This window comes from Verrucomicrobiia bacterium (assembly GCA_035629175.1).
Taxonomy (GTDB): domain Bacteria; phylum Verrucomicrobiota; class Verrucomicrobiia; order Limisphaerales; family DASXHY01; genus DASXHY01.
This window is the reverse complement of the sequence record DASPIL010000067.1, coordinates 171,034-192,702: the sequence shown is the minus strand read 5'-3', so window position 1 is coordinate 192,702 and position 21,669 is coordinate 171,034. Positions and strand designations below refer to the sequence as shown.

17 protein-coding genes are annotated in these 21,669 nt (G+C 59.4%); 6 read left to right on the top strand and 11 right to left on the bottom strand.

Annotation, left to right across the window (positions count from 1 at the left end; all coding sequences use genetic code 11):
- Positions 1–33 precede the first annotated feature (33 nt).
- Positions 34–2,070 (bottom strand): cation:proton antiporter, encoded by a 2,037-nt coding sequence (locus VEH04_11900; GenBank protein ID HYG23479.1) that lies wholly within the window; start codon positions 2,068–2,070, stop codon positions 34–36.
- Between the two features lie 435 nt (positions 2,071–2,505).
- Between VEH04_11900 and VEH04_11895 the strand changes: the two genes are divergently transcribed.
- The 3 genes from VEH04_11895 (at position 2,506) to VEH04_11885 (ending at position 4,548) form a co-directional block, all read left to right on the top strand.
- Positions 2,506–3,192, top strand: coding sequence for a hypothetical protein (locus VEH04_11895; GenBank protein HYG23478.1), 687 nt, complete (start codon positions 2,506–2,508; stop codon positions 3,190–3,192).
- 107 nt (positions 3,193–3,299) lie between these two features.
- Positions 3,300–3,689 carry a hypothetical protein gene (locus tag VEH04_11890; protein ID HYG23477.1) on the top strand — a complete coding sequence of 130 codons (390 nt, stop codon included), beginning with the start codon at positions 3,300–3,302 and terminating at the stop codon, positions 3,687–3,689.
- Between the two features lie 307 nt (positions 3,690–3,996).
- Positions 3,997–4,548, top strand: a complete 552-nt coding sequence (locus VEH04_11885; protein ID HYG23476.1) for a ferritin-like domain-containing protein — start codon at positions 3,997–3,999, stop codon at positions 4,546–4,548.
- A gap of 569 nt (positions 4,549–5,117) precedes the next feature.
- Here VEH04_11885 and VEH04_11880 read toward each other — a convergent pair.
- Positions 5,118–6,509, bottom strand: a complete 1,392-nt coding sequence (locus VEH04_11880; protein ID HYG23475.1) for a VCBS repeat-containing protein — start codon at positions 6,507–6,509, stop codon at positions 5,118–5,120.
- Positions 6,510–6,777: 268 nt separating this feature from the next.
- Between VEH04_11880 and VEH04_11875 the strand changes: the two genes are divergently transcribed.
- Together VEH04_11875 and VEH04_11870 are read left to right on the top strand one after the other, a co-directional pair.
- Positions 6,778–7,122 carry a PadR family transcriptional regulator gene (locus tag VEH04_11875; GenBank protein HYG23474.1) on the top strand — a complete coding sequence of 115 codons (345 nt, stop codon included), beginning with the start codon at positions 6,778–6,780 and terminating at the stop codon, positions 7,120–7,122.
- A gap of 2 nt (positions 7,123–7,124) precedes the next feature.
- On the top strand, positions 7,125–9,737 hold the full coding sequence (locus VEH04_11870; GenBank protein HYG23473.1) for a VIT domain-containing protein: 2,613 nt from the start codon (positions 7,125–7,127) through the stop codon (positions 9,735–9,737).
- On the opposite strand, the gene VEH04_11865 is transcribed toward VEH04_11870, so the two are convergent.
- The 5 genes from VEH04_11865 to VEH04_11845 form a co-directional block, all read right to left on the bottom strand.
- Positions 9,712–11,784 (bottom strand): S46 family peptidase, encoded by a 2,073-nt coding sequence (locus VEH04_11865; GenBank protein HYG23472.1) that lies wholly within the window; start codon positions 11,782–11,784, stop codon positions 9,712–9,714. The two genes, VEH04_11870 and VEH04_11865, sit on opposite strands and share 26 nt — an antisense overlap.
- Before the next feature lie 190 nt (positions 11,785–11,974).
- Positions 11,975–12,463 (bottom strand): hypothetical protein, encoded by a 489-nt coding sequence (locus VEH04_11860; GenBank protein ID HYG23471.1) that lies wholly within the window; start codon positions 12,461–12,463, stop codon positions 11,975–11,977.
- A complete protein-coding gene (locus VEH04_11855; GenBank protein ID HYG23470.1) occupies positions 12,460–12,882 on the bottom strand; it encodes a biopolymer transporter ExbD in 423 nt (140 codons plus the stop codon). Before VEH04_11855 ends, VEH04_11860 begins: the two co-directional genes overlap by 4 nt.
- A gap of 41 nt (positions 12,883–12,923) precedes the next feature.
- Entirely contained in the window at positions 12,924–13,601 is a 678-nt protein-coding gene (locus VEH04_11850) for a MotA/TolQ/ExbB proton channel family protein (GenBank protein ID HYG23469.1), read from the bottom strand.
- A 24-nt stretch (positions 13,602–13,625) separates the two neighbouring features.
- Positions 13,626–14,318, bottom strand: coding sequence for a TonB family protein (locus VEH04_11845; protein HYG23468.1), 693 nt, complete (start codon positions 14,316–14,318; stop codon positions 13,626–13,628).
- Between the two features lie 377 nt (positions 14,319–14,695).
- Between VEH04_11845 and VEH04_11840 the strand changes: the two genes are divergently transcribed.
- Positions 14,696–16,243: an alkaline phosphatase gene (locus VEH04_11840; protein ID HYG23467.1), complete on the top strand. Its 1,548-nt coding sequence runs from the start codon at positions 14,696–14,698 to the stop codon at positions 16,241–16,243.
- Between the two features lie 4 nt (positions 16,244–16,247).
- Here the strand turns inward: VEH04_11840 and VEH04_11835 are convergent, their stop codons facing one another.
- Genes VEH04_11835 through VEH04_11820 form a run of 4 tightly spaced genes read right to left on the bottom strand, consistent with a single transcriptional unit; the run spans position 16,248 to position 21,510 of the window.
- On the bottom strand, positions 16,248–17,300 hold the full coding sequence (locus VEH04_11835) for a hypothetical protein (protein ID HYG23466.1): 1,053 nt from the start codon (positions 17,298–17,300) through the stop codon (positions 16,248–16,250).
- 42 nt (positions 17,301–17,342) lie between these two features.
- On the bottom strand, positions 17,343–18,587 hold the full coding sequence (locus VEH04_11830; protein ID HYG23465.1) for a PepSY-associated TM helix domain-containing protein: 1,245 nt from the start codon (positions 18,585–18,587) through the stop codon (positions 17,343–17,345).
- A 2-nt stretch (positions 18,588–18,589) separates the two neighbouring features.
- On the bottom strand, positions 18,590–19,270 hold the full coding sequence (locus tag VEH04_11825; GenBank protein HYG23464.1) for a Fe2+-dependent dioxygenase: 681 nt from the start codon (positions 19,268–19,270) through the stop codon (positions 18,590–18,592).
- Positions 19,271–19,275: 5 nt separating this feature from the next.
- Complete coding sequence (locus VEH04_11820; protein ID HYG23463.1) at positions 19,276–21,510, bottom strand: TonB-dependent siderophore receptor; 2,235 nt, start codon at positions 21,508–21,510, stop codon at positions 19,276–19,278.
- Positions 21,511–21,669: the final 159 nt, after the last annotated feature.

Below are 21,669 nucleotides of genomic sequence, written 5' to 3'. Positions count from 1 at the left end.
CTGGAAAGCCATGAGGTCATTTCGTCGACCTGTTCAGGAAACGGCGGAAACAGGCGCGGCCAGCCAGCGTTCCGCCTGGCGCAAGTTTTCGCTGCGTCCCAGCAACAGAATCCTGTCGTTCGGATACAACACTGTCGCCGCTCCCGGATTTGGAATCAGCACGCCCTGGCGTTCGATGCCGACAATGGTGCACGCGAATGACTGCCGCAGCGGCAATTCCGCCACAGGGCGGCGCGCCACGTTGGTGCCATCGGCGACATCAATCTCGGCCAGGTGCAGGTTCCAATCGCCATTCGTCCTGGCCAGCCCATTGAGCGGCGGCTTAAGTTGCGGCAGATGCAACCGTGAAACTTGAGTGCGCAAGGCGATCTCAAATCGGCTGTGCCAGCGGATCAAGCGCCGCCAGAATGCGAGGCCAAACAGAGTGAACCCCGCAGCAAGTATCAATAAACCCCACCAAGCGAATCGCCCCGCCGGAAACAGCGCCATCAACCACACGCCTATGGCCAGGGCACCCGCGGCCTTGATCATCCTTTCGATCACCGGCCGGAGCGTGCGCTTGTGAACGCCCGTCACCACGGCGTCGGCAACCATCATTGCCAGCGCCTCGAAGTTTCGCCATAGAGCGATCAATGTGGGCAGCAACAAGGCACCGAATCCCAGCCAGAATACAACCGGCAAACTGTTCGGCGACGGCCAGTCCGGACCTATCCACTTTTCCGTCAATCGATAAAGCGGACGGGCAAAGAGCAGCAGGCCTGAGCTGAACAGGACGAGCAGCCCGAGCTGCACCAGCCGGGGCGCGGCGAACGTGATCAAGCGGCTCGCGTGGCGGCGGCGTTTAAAGGCAGCCATTCGTTCGTGATACACAGCTGCCGAGTGCCGCACGAACAGCGGCTGCTTCGATTCAATCCACTTCGCCACCACTTCACCCCTCCCGATCAGCATCGGGGCTGCGATCGAACTTACAAAACTCACACCGGCTGCAAGGGTGTAAAACGAATCCGGCACCAGGCCGCCCTCGATCGCTGTCACGGCAATTAACAGCGACAATCCACCGAAAGCGGTGACCGACAGGCCCGCGCGAACGGAATCGCGCAGTGACTCGCCGACGATCACAAGCGAGCCCGCGACAATCAGCGGCCGCGCCGCGACTGCCACAGTTGAGCAGCCGAGCAGCAAGGGCCAGATCTCAGCCAGGTGCGCAACGTTCGCGCGCATTCCGACGGCCACGCAAAAAGCAGCCACGATCGCGGCGCACAGTCCGTTCATGGTGCGGTCCGCAGACTCGTTTCCGCGCAATGTGCCGAGAAGCGCTCCGAGCGTGAGGGCCCCGAGCACGGACTGAAATCCGAATTCGTCCGGCACCACCACCATGGCGAGCAGCAGGCCTGCAACGAAGAGCGTGCGAACTTCTGCCGGGATCGTCCCTGCTTTTTTCGGAACGATGTGAGAGACGACCAGCAGCGCGCCGATCGTGAGTGTCACAACGACTGCAAGCGTCTGGGCCACCGCGCCGAGCACGGCAGTCCCGGGCGCGGCCCCAAACTGCGTCATTGAAACCAGCGCAACCAGCAGCAGGATCGAGAAAACAGTTTCAACGCCATTCACCGACACAGCCAGGTGGCTGAACGGATGATGCCGCAGGTTCGCCCCCCGAAGGCATTTCTCCAGCAACGCTCCGCTGGTGGCGATGAGCATCCCGCCGAAAACGAGCACGTAGGCATCGGGCCAGCCAAGCATAATTCCGAACGTGCGCGCTGCCGCGAGCAACGCGACGAAGGTCAGGAACGTCGCGAGCGCGAGCGATGACTCCACCTTCCGCAGACGCTGCCACCGCACTCGCTGGCCAATGTTGAATGCGACGAACACAATGCCGACCTGCAGCAAGGCTCCCATCCGCGACACCTCCGTCGCAGTTTCAAATCCCCCCATCATCGAGCCGGCCAGAAATCCAGCAGACAGGTACCCGGCGATGGCCGGCAGGCGCGCCTTGTCGCATAGCCACGCGGCCACGGCGGCGATCAGCATCACCCATCCGAGATCCTGAATTAGCTGAAGATTTGACATGACTCGTAATTGCAGCAAAGCCGAACACGCAAAACAGGCGCGCCGGCTTGAATCCCTTTTAGCTGCTGCCGTGCCACGCTGGAAAAGGAGGCGATTCCTCGAATTCCTGGGCAAACCCGGGAGAAGAATTTGATTGGCTGCGTGGAATCGAAATAAATCGTTCCGATGCTGGATCAAAATAATCCGGTTGGAAGTCGGCGTCTTACAGGCGATGTTGAGCGGAGCATGACACAGGAAAAACCAGACGCGGCTGTGGATTCAAAAAACGCTTCCTGCCTTGACGAGAACGCAATTTGCGACACGTGCGGAGTTTTCGGCGCCTTTCAGATCGGCGACCGAAGCCTCTGCCCGAACTGCTACGAAGGCAGCGGCTCCTGCTGCCCGGAATTTGGGAAAGACGATTTGTGGCAGCAGGTATAGAAGTAAGAGGCGAACATGTCTTCGTTGATGCGGCGGTTTTATTTTGTCTTCCTGTTTGCCGCCGCAGCGCTGAGTTGCAGTGGATCAACCTCGGAATCACCAGACCCCAACCCGCTTCCTGCGACAGTCGATTCGCTGAGGCTTGAGACGACGCCTCCGGAAAAGGATTGGAGTTTCCTGTTCGGAGTTGCAGTCATCTCGGACAGTGACGTTCACGAAATTCTGGCTGGAGGATTCGACCGGGCCGAAGGCGATGCGGGAGGCGAGCTTTACCTGTTCATGGTGAATTGGACGGCCCGAAGGTTTGAGATCCCGTTCCGTGAGCGTGTCCTGAAGCCTCAGTTTGAACCCTACGCAGCCCTCACCCTCGCGCATGAGAACGACGGCTCTTTGTTCCCCGAATACAAAGGGGGCGCAGGTTTTAGATGGGTGGATTTCCCGTGGAACCGCTGGGTGAGGACGACGTTCTTCGTGGGCTTGGGCTTGTCGTATTCGAGCCGCATCTACGAGATCGACAGAGAGCGGCATCCTGGTGAAGAGCGATCGCATTTGAAGGTCGATTGGCCCATCCAATTCACTTTCGCATTGCCGCGCTGGCCGCAGCACCAGCTCGTGATATTTAATGATCACAAGTCGGGAGGGCATGTCTTCGACGAGGGAGGCGTCAACAGCGTGGGACTTGGCTACCGATTTGAATTCTAGATCGGACGCCAGCCACAACGAAGGATGGTTTGGAAACAATGGGCGCGAGGAGAGGACTTTTACATCGGTATGACAACTTCCCGCCGGATACCTGTCATTATGAATCCATGAAAATCCCGAAAGCCCTGCCCGTGCTTGTGGTCATCAACGTCGTTCTGCTCTTTTGCCTGGCGGCGAAGCAAAAGCCGGATCCTCTCCAGGGCGTGCAGTCCATCGTACGAGCCCGCGCGATTGAACTGGTGGACGATCAAGGCCGCGTGCGGGCATCATTGAACGTGGAGACGAATGGAGAAGCGGTTTTTCGTTTGCGCGACGCCAGGGAAACCATCCGCGTTAAAATCGCCGCATCCCAAGACGGATCAGGACTCGTCCTTCTCGATAACCTGACAAACCCGGGATTACATGCGCTGACAAAGAACGGCAACACGACTGTAACCCTGATGAACAAAGAGGGTCGAAAGCACGTGATCTCCCCGGACTCCCGGGCCCGCAAGTGATTCGTTGACTGATGCTATTGCCGACCGGCCTGACGTCCTGTGCCTCGATGGTTATCGCCTTCCTGTCCGTTCGCATGGGGCCGCTGCAAAGCCGCTCTGCCACCCGCGCCGTGCTGGTCTCAACCGTCATCTTCTTTCTGGCGGTAATAGCGGAACGCAGAAGCTATACGTCACAGAACCAATTGCATCGGTGTCAGGATCGAACGACCGCCGATGAACTCACTACGCCCGCAAGTGAATCGGGGTGCTGGAACCGGGGTTTCCACCCGATTGCCGGCATTTCAGTCCGCCAACAACGTGGCTCTCTATGATAAAGCGAAATAAGACTCAAAAGGCTGGGCGTAACGTTCCTTCCAAGGAAACCGAATCCGAAAACAACGATCTGCGAGAACTGTTTCTTGACGAACTCGCGGATGTCTACAGCGCGGAGAAACAACTTCTGAAAGCGCTCCCGAAAATGGCAAAGGCTGCCGAAAGCGACGAGCTCCGCGAGGCGTTTGAGAATCACCTCGCTGAAACCGAAACCCATGCGAAGCGCCTCGAAGAGGTTGCAGAATCTCTCGACGAAACCATCAAGCGGAAAACCTGCGCCGCCATGGAAGGCCTGGTGGAAGAGGCCACGGACCTCATGAAGGAGCAAAAGGATTCTTCGGCTCTGGACGCCGCGTTGATCGCTGCTGCGCAAAAGGTCGAACACTACGAGATTGCAAGTTACGGAACCCTCTGCGCCTGGGCCGAGCAATTGGGCGAGTCGGATGCCGCGGAAACTTTGAATGAAACACTAAACGAAGAAAAAGCTGCGGACGAACTGCTCACCGGAATCGCAGAGACTCAGGCGAATCCGAAGGGCAAGCGATAGAGCACGTGATTTGGCTGCGCACCACGCCCGATCCCTTGCGTGGTGACGCTTTCCTTTTCCGATTTTCGGACAGCTTAGGAACCCACGCTGAACGGCCAATTCAGGAATGCGCTGCAATTGGCGGTGGATGGGATTACAGCAGATCATGGAATTCTTCCCGCAGGATTGGTCGCGAGTATTCACCCTCGAGACTCCCTTCTGGAGCGGGACACCGAACGTCGGGCGAATCGATACACATCGGGGTTGGCTGCAATAGAGATGATTGACGAAGCGACAAGAGCGTTCTACCAGCACAAGAACGCTGATCGAGACAATGACAAGCGCGAGCAGGGTGCCGATCGAGCAGAGGCTTCCTGCTTCGCGCACGGACAAGATTGCGGAGAACACCGCCACGACAATTCCTGTAAGCAGGGTCGTGATCCATGGCGTTTGAAATCAGGGCTGCACTTTCCTGGCGACTGGCGGGCAGGAGGCCGTCGTTTGCCATGCACCCCTCGTCTGCGCGGGAATCAAGACTCACCGGCCACCCTACCATTCACGAGGCAGCTGTTCCTGGACGCCCTCGCCGCTTATGGCTGTACATTGAACTGCAAACGCAGGAAGCTCTGGCCTGCGCCATTTCCGGAAACGTCCGTAAAAGTCAGGGTCTTGAGGCCATCGTCAACGTCGGGATCGCTGACCACCGGTTGGATAAGCGTGGGAGCCTCGAACGTGATGTTGCCGGAAACCTGCGCTGCCAGGGCGAGTTGCGGATCATCATCCCGGACAGCAAGTGAAAAGGTGAACTGACCCAGGCCGTTCAAGGAAGCAGAAAAATGGAAATCGTTGCTGGCGACCAAAGGTGATGAGCCGATCGCATATTCCAGAAAATTCACAATGCGATCCCCGTCAGGGTCGGCGGCTGGAGCAGCGTTGGTGGCTTGTGCTGGCAGCGTGAAGTATTGGCCCTGCCACGAAAAAAACGAAAGGCCTGTTGGCTTCAGGTAGTAAGCCTTGCCAAGGTCCCCGCCTATCACCAACTCCCATAAACCGTCGCCGTCAAGGTCCACCATCGCCGGGGTGCATCGGCCGTCGATTTCCTCGATGTCAACAAGCGGAAAACTATCCATGTCGCCGGGAATCCTAAACGGACCGTTGACGCCATTGCGAACCACCACGCGCAGCTCCGCATTTTGGCGGCCGACGAGAAACCCCTCGGGTCTCCCATTGCCATTTCGATCCACAGCGAACGGCGCCGATTCGATGCCTACGTCAATACCGTCGAAGGGATTTTCATCATCTTCCATGAACGTGAACGCAGGGTCGGTCAGCGATCCGGTATTCTGGCAGTATTGCAAGGTTCCGCCCGAGGTTCCGGAAACAAGGTCAACCCTCCCGTCGCCGTTAATGTCAATCAACGTGGGAGAAGTCCGTCCGCCGAGGCCGTCCTGCGCGGCGTCGAACGGATCATTCGTTCCCGTCCGCAGGATGAAATTCGCCGCGTTGGAAACCCCCGTGTTCTCATAGTAAAACACGCCCGTGCCCAAATGCCCGATGACGGCATCAAAATCTCCATCGCTGTCAAGATCAGCAAACGCCGGCGCGCTGTCGGATCCCACATCGACACCGGAGAACAGCTGTGGAGTGATCGCCTCGTCCGCGAAAACAGCGTTGTTGGAAGTGCCAACGTTTTCGAAAAAATGAATCGTTCCGTTCATGCTGCCAACGAACAGGTCCTGGTCGCCGTCGGCATCGATATCAACGAACGCGGGCCGGCTTTTGAATCCGACGTCGATCAGCGCGAGTGGATTATTATTAGTGTTCAGGCCCGCGAAGACGAACTGGGCATTCCGCATGAATAGGCCGGAACCGGATTGCGCCTGGGCAGCCCGAGGCGCCATGGACAAAGCAATGACCGGAATCCACACGCGCCAACCAACGATTGGCGCGAGCCGGGTGATGCAACGTTTTAAAGAGTTCACGTGATGGGTTGGTTCGAATCGTTGACAGCGGACAAGTGGAATGGAAGCACCCTGTCGGACGGACGCCGATAAGTCAACCGCGCGGAACGGTCGTTCGATGCGGGCGCGCAGCCAGATCCATAACGCCTCATCACACATGGAGCCCACAAACCACACTTGACACATTCCGGCCAAGGTATTATGCCATACAAGGTAGTATGCTTAAGCCACTAGCCAATCTTCCCGCACGACAAGGCGAGACTTTCCACCACATGGCGCATTGAATTCCATGGACGAATTTTTCGACAACTGGACGGTGCAGGTTCGCAAAGGCTTGCTTGAGCTTTGCATCCTGAACGCCCTCGCGGACGAAGAGCGTTACGGATACGACCTGGTCAAGACCCTCGTGGAGGACCATGGCCTGGGGGTCACGGAGGGAACGGTTTACCCGCTGCTGTCGCGTCTCCGCGTCGCGGGTTTGGTGGCGTCCCGCCTGGAAGAATCTTCAACAGGGCCGGCAAGGAAGTATTATTCGCTAACACGGGAGGGGATCAAAACGATGGACGCGATGAACACGTACATGACCGAACTGAATCGCAACGTAAACCGGTTGCGAAAGAAAGCAGGAGCGTAGTTATGATTCAATGGACGGAACCCGCCCGACGACTCTTGAACGAATATTGCGCGCGCTCCCGCCCCGTCCTGGCGGGAGCGGGAGCGGACGTTGAGGAGGTGAATGAAGATCTGCGGCGACATGTGGAAGAAGAAGTGGGCCACGCTGGGGTCAGTCTTGTGACCGAGGAGGATGTGCGGCGCATTCTGGTTCGTATGGGAGAACCACCCGAGAGTCTCCGATCGTCCATCGCACCGCCCGCGCGCGCATCGGCCACCCCAGGCGTAGGGCTGCTGTTTCCCGGCGTGTTTCTCCCGCTCATTACGTTCCTTGTGGAAGCCGTGTTCGCCCCCTCCGCGGGCGCGTTGTTTGATCCGTTTCCAACATGGCTGCACTGGGTCGCAGTGGCTGCAGTGCCCGTCATCAACTGGATCGTCTGGAAAGCCGCTCGCGAGCAGAAGGCGGCGCATCCGAGCCTCCTGGCGTGGAGCAACGCAGCGGCACTGGGCATCTGCATCTATTATTCCGTGATGTACATCGGGTTCATCCCGTATGCGTTTCTCGCCGTGATTTTCTTCGGCTCGGGACTGCTTCCGCTGGCACCTTACATCGCGCTGGGAGCAACGGCAGTTCTGGGAATCCGATACCGCCGCAGTTTCGCACCGCGAAAATTTCCCCGCGTCTGGATTGGGGTCGTTGGTTCCATCGCGTTGCTTCTGTTGGTCCAGTTTCCCACCGCCGCCACTTACTACGGCCTCGCGAAATCGACTTCAGAAGACCCCGACACCCGCGCCCACGGCATCCGTGTTCTCCGCTGGTTCGGCGATCGCGAAGTGATGCTCCGCGCCTGCTACGGGTCGTTGCGCCGCGAGTTGAACATCGATTTGATCCGCGCCTTTGCGAGCGATGGCAGGGATGTATCAGCGGACCAGGCGCGCGAAGCATTTTATCGGGCAACGGGCCGGCCGTTCAACTCCGAACCTCCGCCCGAACTTTACACGCGCGCGGGCCGCTGGACCATGATGGAGGATGAGTTCGCCTGGGATGAGGGATTGGGAGGCCAGGAAGTGGCTCAACGGGTAAAGGGGCTTTCGCTGATGAGTTCCCGCATGGATGCAGTAGCGGAGCCCGACGCAGCACTGGTTTATTGCGAATGGATCATGGAGTTCAAGAACGTGTCCCGCATGCAGCGCGAGGCCCGCGCCCAGGTAGCGCTCCCTCCCGGCGCAGTAGTTTCGCGTGTGACCCTGTGGATCGACGGGGAGGAACGGGAGGCTGCATTCGGAACGCGGTCACAGGCGCGCAAGGCCTACGAAGAAGTTGCCGTGGTTCAGCGCCGCGATCCGATCCTCGTTACCACGTGCGGGCCCGACCGTGTGTTGATGCAATGTTTTCCAGTGCCGCCGAACGGAGGTGTGATGAAGGTCAAGCTCGGCATGACTGTGCCTTTGATTCTTCCGACTGCTGAACGCGGCCAATTTCTTTGGCCCAAGTTTATCGAGCGCAACTTCGCCTTGCAGCCTGGGGTGAAGCACGACCTTTGGATTGAATCCACGTCGGCGCTGGCCAACGGGATTTCCAAGGCGGCTCAACCGCAGTCGGCAACGCGGCCATTCGCGTTGCGGGCCGCAATCCCGGATTCCGAACTGAGCGGCAAAGGCCATCTCATTTCGGTCGCCCGCGATCCACTCGTCACAGAAGTGTTTGCCAATGATGACACGGGCGAAACGTTCCGCCAGCGCGTGCAACCGCGCGCTGCAAGGAAGGTAAAGCGGGTGGCAATCGTGGTTGACGGATCCTCGAACATGGAACCGCACGCTCAAGCAATTGCTGCGGCTTTGGATAAAGTTCCAGCCGAGCTTGAGGCTGCCTTGTTCATCGCGGGACACGACGGCGAGAGCTTCAGCGAAACGCTTTCGACGGAATCAACGGAGCGCCAACGGGTTTTCAAAGAGCGAATCTCCCGGACCAGTTTTCAAGGGGGACAGGACAACGTTCCTGCTCTCGAAGCTGCATGGGATCTCGTGTCTCAGACGGAAGATGGGTGTGTTCTATGGATTCATGGCCCGGAGCCTGTTCTTTTGAGTTCTGAAAACGGTTTGCGGCAGCGGCTGGAGAGGAATCCCTGGCGCACGCGAATCATCGAGTTGCAAGCCGGCCATGGCCCCGACCGCCTCATCGAGAAGCTGGACGGTTATACATCGATTGAGCGGACACCGAGGATGGCATCGTTTTCCGATGACGCCGAGCGGGTGGTGGATTCGCTGACGCAGTCGAACTCAGGTTTTGAACTGAAGCGCGAGCGCACCAAGGCCGCAGCTGAAGGCAGGGTCGCCAGCCTTCACGTCAAACGTCTGTGGGCACGTGATGAGTCGCTGCGGCTGTCCGCAGCCCACCAGCAGCAGGAAGCCGGGACCCTGGCTGCACGAAATCAACTGGTGACGCCCTTGACCGGTGCAGTCGTTCTCGAAACAAAGGAACAGTACGACCGCCATGGATTAAGTCCTGCCGAAGCAGGAACGGTCCCCAGTGTTCCTGAGCCTGCCGTTTACACCGTTTTCGCGATCGGACTTTTCGCCTGGCTGCTGTTGCGCCGCCGCAATCAAAGAGTCACTTCCCGCGTCGGCCGCTCGTAATTTCCCGCACGAGCGATTCGGCGCGATAAACCGTCTTGAGCGATTCCAGGATCACCGCCGAGTGCACGGACGTCGCGCGGCCTTCCTCGTCGTCGAACGCATAGTCCCAGGGCAGGCTTTGCAAATTGCCATCGAAAATGATTCCAACAAACTCGCCCGCGCGGTTAACCACGGGACTGCCGGAATTGCCGCCGATGATGTCAACCGTGCTGACGAAATTGAACGGCGTGGTTTGGTTGAGGCGGGAGCGGCGCTTCACCCAGCTTTCCGGAAGCGCAAAGGGCGGCCGATTTTCCATGGCATGCGCGCGCTCGTACAATCCGCGAACAGTTGTCATGGATGGAACCTCTTGGCCGTTTTCCTCGTAGCCCTTCACGCGTCCAAATGCCAGCCGCAGGGTGAAGGTCGCATCTGGATAACCGCTCTTACCTAATATTGCATTTCGCGACCTTGCAATTGCCGCGTGGGCCTGCTGCCGGACCTCGCCCTGTTCCTCCGCCACCGTTCGCAGCCGGCGCGATTCGTCATCGATCAAGCGCGCCAGTTCAATCATCGGATCCTTCGCCGCGGCGACCGCTTCAGCTCCCCCGGCATAGAGCTGACGGCGAAAGTCCACGTCACGCACCCGGGTGGATTGAATCAACGTTGCCGCACGGTCCCGCGGAGACTGGCCCGCAAGAACGGCCTGAACCAGCGGGTCATCCGCGCTGAGTTCCATTGCGAGCGCAGTCAACGAATCCGTCAGCAACACAGTTTCGAGGTCGGTGTAAATGGGTCGCGCCGAGAAGAGGCTGATCTCCAGGGACGTTTTGGATGAATCCGAATACTCGCGCAAACGTTCACCGTTCGGTTTCGGAAATTCAGCTCCTGCACGGAGCAACGTGCGGGCAATTCCGAAACTGTCGGCATTGAATCCCTGGCCGCCTTCGAGCAGATCGTGACGGATGGATTGCGATGCAATGCTCCGGGTGGCTTCGGCGATTCGATCGTAAGCTCCGAGGGCTTCCGTGCCCTGCTCCGCGCCCTGAAGCCGCGATCGCAACGCGTTCTCGGCATCCACCTTGCCTTTCATGAGATCCGGATCAAGCAAGCCCGCGAGGCGGCCGTTCAATGCCTTTCGTCCGTTCTGCACCCCGAACAGGTAGTTGTGCGCGCGCCGCGCGTTTTCCGTGCTGCGCTCACTCCAGCGCGAGAGCAGCACCTCGAGGCGGTTCAAGCGCGTCAACCGCATCGGCAACGCGCGATCGCGGACGTCAACCAGCTCAGCAACAGTGAGCAGCCGGCTGGTGCGTCCGGGATGGCCAGTCACAAACACCAACTCGCCCTCCGCTGCGCCCCACGTTGAAAACTTCAGGAAATGCTGCACCTTGGCGGGCGCGCCGTTTTCGTAAGCGCGAAAGAATGCGACATCCAGGTCGAAACGCGGAAACTCAAAATTGTCGACGTCCCCGCCGAAGCTCGCGATGGAATTTTCAGGCGCGAACACCAGCCGCACATCGGTGTAGCGCTTGAAGCGATAAAGGTGGTACGCCCCGCCCTGCCACAGCGTCACCACATCAGAACGCAGTCCTGTCTGTTCAAGCGATTGCTTCTCAATTTCAGCGATGATCCCGCGCCGGGCTGCGAATGCTGCAGCGGGATCAGCACTGGGAGGAACCGCTGCATTCACGCGCGCGGTGACGTCCTCAATCGACTGCAAGACATTCAACTCCATGTCCACGCACTTCAATTCCTCCCCGATCGTGCGTGCATGAAATCCTTCGCGAAGAAGGTCGCGCTGGCCCGTGCTGAGTTTTTGAATGGCATCGCGCCCGACGTGATGATTGGAAATGAGCAATCCATCCTCGCTGATGAAACTTGCGGAACCGCCCGAGTTGAATCGGACCGATGCTTTTTGAAGATGTTCCAGCCAGGCCTCGCTCGCATTGAACTGATATTTCTCGCGCAACATGTCGCGCGGCGGCTGGTTAAACAGCCACATGCCTTCATCGGCGCGGGAAAATTCCAGGCTCAGGCAGAGAACGGAAAGCAAGGCGATGGTCTTCATGGATGCGCTAAGCTAGGCGCACCACGCAAAACGGAAAAGGGTAAATCGCGGGGCGTCGGAGCGCGTGCCTTCAGGCCGATTCAACGCTGGAACTGACGGGCGCGCAGCCAAGTCCCACAGTCTTGGCAACGCGCTTGACGCTGAAACAGCCTGAAGGCTGCGCGCCATGCGGCGGAGACCTCCTCCAGGTTCACTGCCGTGCAGCACCCTGCAGCTTCGCCAGATTCGTGACAGCCTGGTTGTAGTTGGTCGCCAGCTCGTTGTACTTGCGAATCGAATCGTTCAGCCGCTCTGCAAGATCCTGAATGCGCGTATTGGCCTCGACCAGCCGTTCATCCCGAATTTTCACGGCTTCGATCCAGTTCGTAATGCTCTCGCGCAGCTGCGCGCGCACCTGCAGCAGCTCATGGTTGTCGCTCTCAAGCGACCGCTCCTTGTCGCGCAATTCAGCCAGCTCTCCGCGGGCAGTGGTCACCTGCTCCTTGAACAGCGCAAGATCGCTCGTCAACCCTTTAAGCGCCTTCTCCTGGTCTTCGATTGTTTGCTCGCCTGCGATGCGAATCTTCTCGAGCCGGTTCACCTCAAGGTTCATCGCGCGGTCACGACGCCATTGCAGAACACAGAGAAACGCAAGGGCGGCAACGCCTGCCAGGTTTGCGATCTGCAGGCGCCGGCTCATTTCGAAACCTTGCGGATTTCGAAACCAACCTTTTGGATTCCCGTGGAACGCACCAGGTCGAGCACGCGGACAATGTCGCCGTGCCGCGCCTCCTGGTCGCCGCTGATGAACACTCGGACATTCTCGTTGGTTCGATGCCAGGCGCCCAGGTGTTGCACGAGTTCGTTGGGCCCGATGAGATTCTGGTTCAAGTAGACCGCCCCGGACTTGTCGACGGACAAGCTGACGAAGTCGTTGCGGGATTCCTGATTCGCGGTGGTTGCAGTGGGCAGGTTCACCTTGACGCTTTTCATGTTTACCATGCTGAGGCTGACGAGCATGAACGCTGCGAGCAGGAAGAACATGATGTCGATCAGGGGGATGATCTCGATGCGCGCCTCATTCTCGGAGCGTTGCCGGGATCCAAGTTTGACAGGCATGATCGTGTGGGGCTTGAACGAACGTTCGAGACTGCGGCGGCTTAGCGGAAGGAAGCGCGCGCCGTGGCGGAGTGTTGCCTGGCGAATTCATCCAGGTTGTGGCCGTGATGCTTTGCGGACTCAACCAGTAGTTCGACGTGATTGATGGTTCTTTCCAGCCGCGACCTAAGGTGGGCGAGCCGGCGATTGAAATAATTGTACGGCAGCAGGCAAAGGATCGCGATGCCCAGCCCGCACGCCGTGGCAATCAGCGCCTCGGCGATGCCGCCACTCACTTTGGTCGCGGCAAGCTGGTCATCGCCCACAAAGTTGAACGAGTGCATGATGCCCGTGACCGTTCCGAGCAGGCCGAGCAGCGGCGCGAGCGTGATGAACGTGCTGAGAATCCACAGGCGTTTCTCAGCCTTTTCCACTTCATTCTCCGCGTGCAACTGCATCGCACCGAGCATGGAAGTGTGCGCGTGAAGCAGCCCCTCGCGAACGGTTGCAAGAAACGGATTCCGGGTCTCCTGGGTGAGTTGGAGCGCGTTGTCGAAGGTTCCGCGACTAATCGCGTCAAATGCTTTCTCCAGCTCCGGAGCGCGGGTCTGCTTTGTCAGCGACCACCACCAGAGCGAACGTTCCACGACGACTACAAGCGCGGCGATGGAGCATAGGAGAATCGGCCACATGATCGGGCCGCCTTTAAGGAAGTAATCAACAACAACGTTAGCGAACATGAAATCAATCCGGCCGCGGGTGCGTCAGCCTTCGAGCTCATAGCGGATGACGACCTTGTAAGCGCGCACCGGACCAGGGGAAAAACGCCATTTGCGGGCAATGTCGCGCATCGCAGCTTCGTTCAGGACAGGCCAGCGATTCGGTTCAGCCAGTTCGGTTGAGATCACGCGTCCATCGGCACCCACCACGAAACTGACGGTGACAGGACCTTGCTGCCCCTGGCGCCGTGCGACGGCGGGATACTCGGGAGCAGGCTGGCGTCCTTCGCCCCGCCCGAAGGTGAGGGTCTGAACGGGGGGCGGCACGGGACGCGCATCCGGTTTGGCATCCGCGGACCAACTTGCCTGATGCGTGGGGACGACCCGGGCGGGCGCGGATACGGGCACTGCAAACGCGATTGCGGCGGAAGATTCCGCGACTTGCAGCGCGGGTTCCATGACGGGCTGAAGGATGGAAGCAGCCGCAGCCGGCAACGGCACGGACGTGGCCGCGGCAGGAGCGATGTCGGGAAGTTCCTCCTGCGTCAGTTCTACATTAAGAAATTGGGCCTGAAGGGGTGCGGGCTCGGGCAGCGGCGCTTGCGGTCGTGAATAGGACAACTGGAAACCGAGCGCGCCGACGGCTAGAAATCCAACCCAGAGGACCAACGTGAGCACCTGCAATCCTGGATCTCCTTCTGGCTGCGCGGAAGGAACGGCCCGGGAAGGGCGGTTCACAGACGGCGATCCTGCCAGGACCGCCCCGTGTTGAATCGTATTGGCGCAATTCACGGTGCCTACGAAACCATTTCCCGTGTCTCACCGCTTTCGTTCGTTTGCGATAAATTGCCGGTCCTTTGCAGGCACGGACCGGGCGAATGCGGCGATCGGCGCATCTTACACCGCGCCGGAGCGCAGGGCTTCAGCCTGCTTCAGCGTGAAACCTGCGGGAGCGATGGAACCTGGCCGCGCGCATCTCAGCCCCAACGCTCAAGCGGCGTAAACGCCGCGCTCCTCCGCCGTTGTCGCGTGGGGCAGCGCCAGGATGCACCTCGCTGGTTTCCCCACACGTCCTTCAGGCTTGAACCTTCTCAAATTTGGCTTAACTCTCTGGCATGATTAGTCGTCGACGGTTTGTTTCCCGTTCAGTGCTCGCCGCTGGAACCGCAGCTGGATTTCCTTTTATCGCCCGCTCCGCGGATGCACCCGCCACAGTGGGTCAAAAACCGGAACGCATCATTCACATGGTTGCCGACGGCATGAGCCTGGGAACGTTGACGTGCGCCGATTACCTGTCGCATCAACTTCGCCAGCGCGGACTCACCTGGATCGCATTGGCCAACCAGCCGGGGGTGAAGCAGGGGCTAATGAACATGCGATCGCTGGATTCAATGGTGACCGATTCCTCCGCAGCATCGTCGAGCTGGGGTTCGGGTTCGCGCGTGCGCAACGGCGTCGTCAATCAACTGCCCTCGGGCAAACCGCTCACCACGCTTTACGAACTGTTTTCCCAGGCCGGCTGGAAACGCGGACTCGTCACGACAACGGAGATCACACACGCAACTCCGGCCGGTTTCGCCGCCGCCACGGACAGCCGCGGTGAAGGCGATGAAATCGCGCAGCAATACCTTGAGCGCGGCGTGGACGTCCTGCTCGGGGGCGGCTCCAAATTCATCGATCCCGCAAGACGACGCGACAAACGTGATTTGCGGGCGGACTTCGCGGCTGCGGGTTATCACGTGATGCGCACGGCTTCCGATCTGGCTTCCGCGCCCACCAGCAAGCGCTGGATCGGCACGTTCTCCGACAGCCACCTGCCATACACCCTCGATCAAATTTCCGATCCGCGATTGATGGAACGCGTGCCTGTCCTTGCGGCGATGACGGGCCGCGCGCTGGAGTGGCTCGGCCGCAATGACCAGTTCATCCTGCAGGTCGAGGGGGGACGCGTGGATCACGGCGCGCACAGCTGCGATGCCGCGGCGGCGTTGCGAGACTTGATTGCGTTTGATGAAGCGCTTGATGTCGTGCTTGCTTTCCAAAAGCGCCATCCCAATACGCTGGTAGTCATCACGACCGATCACGGGAACGGCAACATGGGCGTCAATGGTTCAGGCGACGGATATCGAGACAGCTCCCGCAAGTTCAAGCAGCTGGCAGGCATCAAGGCTTCGTTCAGCGGCATTCTCCGCGAATTGCGCCGTCCTCGTCCCACGGTTTCAGTTCACGATCCTGAGCGCTCCTCCGCATCGGGCGAACGTCCGCCCGGTGACTTCGTTCCTGAGATTAAACACATCCAGGAGGTTGTGGCTGAATTGACGGGGTATGCTGTGCCGGATCGCAAGGCAGGGCTGTTCCAGGCGTATCTCGCGAAAAAGGGGGCGCCGGTTTATGACGCGATGAACTCCGACGTCGTGCAACTTGGCCAGCTCCTCGCCAATCACATCTCCGTCGGCTGGACCAGCAATGCGCACACTTCGGATTACGTGCCCGTGACGGCATTCGGCCCTGGCTGCGAACGGTTCTCCGGCTTTATACAGAACGTCGACGTTTTCCGTCATTACACAGATCTCGCAAACATCGATTTTCGCAATCCCGAGGAGCCCTTAATGGCATCGCATCCGATTCGCGGCGGCGAGGAAGCCATCCAGGAATACGCCTGAAGCCTCAATGAAAGGCTGATCGGCGGCGCAGGCTGTCCAGCTTTTCCTCTGTCACGCGCAGGTCGGCAAGCTCACGCAACAGTTCGTCAAAGCGTTGCGAGTTCACCGCAAGCCCGCCGCGCGCGGGGACGTCCGCTGCCGCGCGCCATAACGCTTCCAATGCAGCCGCGTGCATCGCGGCTGCATTGCTGCGGGAATCCACTTGCTCCAGCAGAAACTCCGTCAGGAACTGCGGTTGATATGTTTGGTACACGCGCGCTCCGAATCGGAACAGATCCAGCCGCATCGGGGCGAAGCTGCTGACACCCCGGCTTTCCCAATGGCTCACGAGCGCCAGCCCCTGCTCCACCGCTTCAGTGGCTTCATCCAGCCATTGATTCGAATCGCCAGCCGACCCGGGTTTGGTCAGCAACAGCGCGAGCGACCGGCACAGCACATGGCGCGAGCGGAGTCCGATCTCTGCGAGCCGGACATTGGATTGCTCGCCATCGCGCAACCCGGCCAGAACTTCCCGCACACCCGCCCGCGCCTCCAACGGACGTGGAACCGGCAGCTGCAGCAACGTGTTGCTTCGATTGGTCGCAGCGGCGGCCAGCAATTCGCGTCCCTCAGGCAATTGCCTGACCGCTGCATGTTCCGCGGCGATGGCGCACTGCTCAAACGAACGCAATGCCTCCTGCAGCGCAGCATGAGTCCCCTGTTGCTGCGAGGCGATCCCACGGTTCAGCCACGCGATTGCGAGTCGCTGACGGAACAACGGGCTCATGTCGAGTGGCAGCAAGCGCAACTCTGCAAGGGCGCGGTCAAACGATCGCACGGCGTCCGTGAGTTCTGCAGGGGAGCCAAGGCGTGTGAGCGCATCACCACGATTCATCCAGCCCGCGATGAATCCGTACCGTGACCACGGCAGTGCATCGAGAGGAAGCGTTTGGCGAAGGTGGATCGCCTGATCAAAGAACGAGATTGCTTCACGCAGAGCTGCGGTTTGTTGCGTGTTCAACAGGGCAATGCCGCGAAGGGTCAAGTCGTTCGCGCTCTGTTCAACCTCCGTATTCATCGCTTCATCTCCCGGGCCGCACCAGCGGCCGTCGCATGGCATTTACGATTTGGTTTTGCTGAAGAACCGGCGCCATGTCAGAGCGAATCCGGTCCAGACAAGCAGCAGCGAGACCAATGAAGCCAGGCCCGCAACGAACTGGCCCGCATAACCCAGCGCTTCGCCCGTATGCAGGAAACGCGTCCACGAGCGCACCTGGCGTCCGAGGTTGTAATTGCTGAACGTTTCCTTTCGCAGCACAGAGCCCGTGAAGGGATCGAACGTCAGCTGGACCGAAGAAAATAATGGCCACGCCTGGCGTTCCCGGATCGCGACCATCACGGGCTGTGGCGGCTCGGCGCGGCGTTGCGATTCCATGCCGCCCGTCACAGAAGTGCTTTCGTTGGTCGTAGCGGCAGGCGAAGGCGTTGGATTGCGCCGCCCTGCTCCGCCGCGTCCACCAGTGCCCAAGCGGAGCGTGATTTCCTTCCAGCCCGGAACCTCGCGCTGTGCCGCAAGAAGCAACTCATTCAGGCGCAACGGACGCGTGCCATCGGCAGGCGCGGGCACAACGACGGCGGGCGTTGCCGCACCCGGCGGTCCCGGTTGCGGGACCGGGCTGCCCGTCATCCGATAAATCAAATTTCCCGCCCATTGATAGGAAATCGGCATCGCGGTCAGGGTGAGGACAATCAGGATCGGCGCAGTCCAGAATCCCACCGCATTGTGCCAGTTCCAATCCCGCGCTTTGCCGCGCAGGCGGAATGTCATGACGGCCACCGATCGAAAGACCCCCGCGTTCCACTTCCGCGGCCACCACAGATACAAACCCGTGATGGCGAGCACCGCGAAGGCTGCGTTGCACGCGCCTGTGATCGCTTTGCCCGTGGCGCGCTGGCCATCGTGCCGGCCGAGATAACGATGCCACTCGATCATGACGTGCATGAACGTTCGCGTTCCCTGTCCGCTCACAGGTTGAAGCGTTCCTGTATACGGATTCACATAAACCGAATTGGTGCGGCCGAATCCCATCATCACCGCGGCCGCGGGATCGTTCGCCACGACAATCGTGGCCGGCCGGTGTCCACCCTGCTTCTCTCGTACTGCAGCCACGAGATCATCGATAGGCAGGCGCGCGGCGGAAGCTTCCGCTGGAACGGCGACGGTTCGGGAATCACGTTCGGCCCACGCAGTGATCTGCTTTTCAAATGCAAGCGCCGCGCCCGTGAAAGACATGATGGCAATCACGACACCCGCAATCACACCCGCACACAGGTGCAGCCAGAAAATAATGGATCGAAATCGCATGCTCAGATCTCGGCCCACTGGCGGAGCAGATTGTGGTAAACACCGGTGAGTTGGACGCCCGAAGGGTGGCTCGGATGATCACGTCCCAGGCGCTGAATGGCGAGGTCGAGGTCAAACAGGATCGATCGCTGGCTGTCTTCCCGGATCATGCTTTGCAGCCAGAAAAACGAACAGAGCCGTGTGCCACGCGTGACGGGCTTCACATGATGCAGGCTGGTTGAGGGGTAAAGAACCATGCTGCCCGGCGCAAGCTTGGCCGCGTGAACCCCGTATGTGTCTTCGACGCATAATTCGCCGCCGTCGTATTCGTCGGGCGCCGAGAAAAAAAGCGTCGCAGACAGATCCGTGCGAATGCGGTGCGGTGTTCCAGGAATTTGGCGAACCGCATTATCCACATGTGTTCCGAACGACTGCCCGCCGGAATACCTGTTGAACAGCGGCGGAAAGACATGCGCCGGAATCGCGGCGGAAAGGAACAGCGGATTCTGGCTCAGCGCCTTCAATATCATTTCCCCCACCTGCCGCGCAGCCGGGTGCCCTTCCGGGATCTGCATGTTGTCCTTGGTTCTGGCGGACTGGTATCCGGCCGTGACCTTGCCATCGACCCATTCCGCCGTTTCAAGGATCTTGCGCGCCTCGGCAACCTGATCGGGGTTCAGGACATTCGGGATGTTGATCAGCATGGCGTTTAGAAAGTAAACGATGCCGTCAACGTCGCTGATCGACCGGGCCCAGGAACGAAGTGCCCGCCGCCCACGCGGTCAATGTACTCCTCGTCCGCCAGGTTATACACGTTGAGTTGAATCGAGACATTGCGATTGATGTGATAGGCGGCCATGGCGTCGAAGGTCCAGTAATCGGGAGCGGTTCGGGTGTTGGGCGGCGCCGTGGGATTCAGGCGCTCTCCCGTGTAAAAGGCGCCGCCGCCGATTTCGAGATTGAAAGGAAGTCGATATGTGGTCCAAAGGTTGAACGAGTGCTCTGGCGTGTTGTTGACCCGGGCCCCGGCCTCCAGGGGGTTGTCAGACTTCGTGATCTCGCTGTCCATGTAGGCGTAACCTGCGAACACCTGCCAGTTTCGCGTGATCCTGCCTGCGAGCCCTAACTCGATTCCCTGCACCACCTGCTCGCCATTCAACGCGATGACGTCAGTCGAATCGACGGGATCGATCGTCCGTGCATTGAACTTCTCAGTGCGGAACAAGGCGAAGCTCGCGCTCAAACGCGCGTCGAAGAGATCCCACTTGGTGCCAAGTTCATACGAACGCGTCTCCTCCGGCGGGAGGTTGATGTTGGCCGCATTGTTCAGGTTCGTGCTGAGCACTAAACCTTCCGCGGACGGATTTGCGGACGTTCCAAAACCAAAGTAAACGCTGCCCTGTTCAACCGGTTTGTAAACAACGCCAGCCTTCCAATTCACCATGTCGTCAGTGCGCTGCAAAGTCGTGCTGCCGGACGGCGTAAACGCTTCGGCCTCCACATCAAAATGATCCCACCGTACTCCAGCCGTGAACTCCCAATGTTCACCGACCTTCAATGTGTCGAATGCGTAAAGAGAGAGCGTGTCCGCAGTGGCTTCGTTCCTGTTGCCGTTGCGGCGCAGGTTCCCAAACCGATCGGCATTGGGATTCGGATTATATAAATCTGCGAACGGAGCTGTCGCGGGGCCAGGAACAGATGAAAAGAACGCGCGGCCGTAGTTCTTAAACTCCTCGCGAGTAAGCTCAAGACCGGTCACGGTCGAATGCTCCACGGGCCCCGTTTCAAAATTCGCCAGCAAATCTGTCAGACTGCCGTAGATCGTGTCGTATTGGTCGCGTCCCTGCGCCTGACGGTTGATCGCCTGGGCAGCGGGAAGATTGGTGGCTGTATTAAATCGTGGTGCTGTGATCACGGAATCCCGCCGCACCATTCCGAATCGAAGTTGCTCGCGCAGCGTCAGCACGTCATTGAAATCGTGTTCCACCCGCGCATTGAGAATGTCGGTGCGCGTAGTCTCATAATCACTCTTCAACCCGTAAAAGTTGCGGAAGCTGACAGGCGGCGCGTGATTGATGTCGCCCGCATCAAGGCCATAGTTCGCCAAAGTGGCCGGAGATAGCGTATTCGGAACCCACGGAATTCCGTAATCGGGACGATTGTCCTGATCCAGATGCATGTAGGTGAAGATCAACCGCGTGGGTGTTCCGAGCCCGAACGCAAGCGACGGAGCAATGCCCCACCGTTGGTTTTCCACAAAGTCGCGCCCAGGAGTGTCGTTCTCATGATACAACAGATTCAAGCGAACAGCGGAATTGCTCAAACCGAGGCTGTTCAACGGCTGGTTCATGTCCACCGTCCCGCGCAGGTACTCGTCAGTTCCGAAGCCCAGGGATCCGCCGTAGAAATCATTCATCCGCGGCGTCTTGGTCACGAGGTTCACCGAGCCGCCCGTCGACCCGCGGCCCGTGTAGGTTGAAGCGGGCCCCTTGACGATGTCGACCTGCTCGACGTTGAACACGTCGCGGCTGTAACCGCCCAGATCACGCATGCCGTCCACGAAGAGATCGGTTCGGGCACTGAATCCGCGGATTGAAAGATTGTCACCGGCAGGCACTCCGCCCTCGCCGGCCTGCATGCTGATTCCAGGCGTGTTTCGCAGGACGTCCCGCAAGGTCGTTGCATTCTGGGACTGCATGACGGCCTGCGGAATGACGGTGATGGTTTGCGGGATGTCCCGAACAGGTTCGGTGTAACGCGGGGAGCCCACGCTTTCAGGCTTGAAGGAATCAGCCTCGCCGCTCACCACCACGTCTGGAAGTTGCGACGGTGCGTTCGTGCCGGACGATGTCGCGGCCGGGATTTCGGCGTTGTCCTGAGCGACAGCCACTGCACCCTGGGCCATCACGAGCGCAGACAATGATCGGGTCAAAGAAGGATTCATGCGTGGGGCAAAAACTAGAGAAGCGCTGCGCGCGCTGCCGCCCGTCGCTTGCGAATTATTGTCGGCATGTTGCACCCGCATCCCCGCTCCCGGCGATTTTCGCAAGCGAACTGGCAGGTGCCTGATGGCCTTGCCGCCGGTTTTTCAGCACATTGCGTT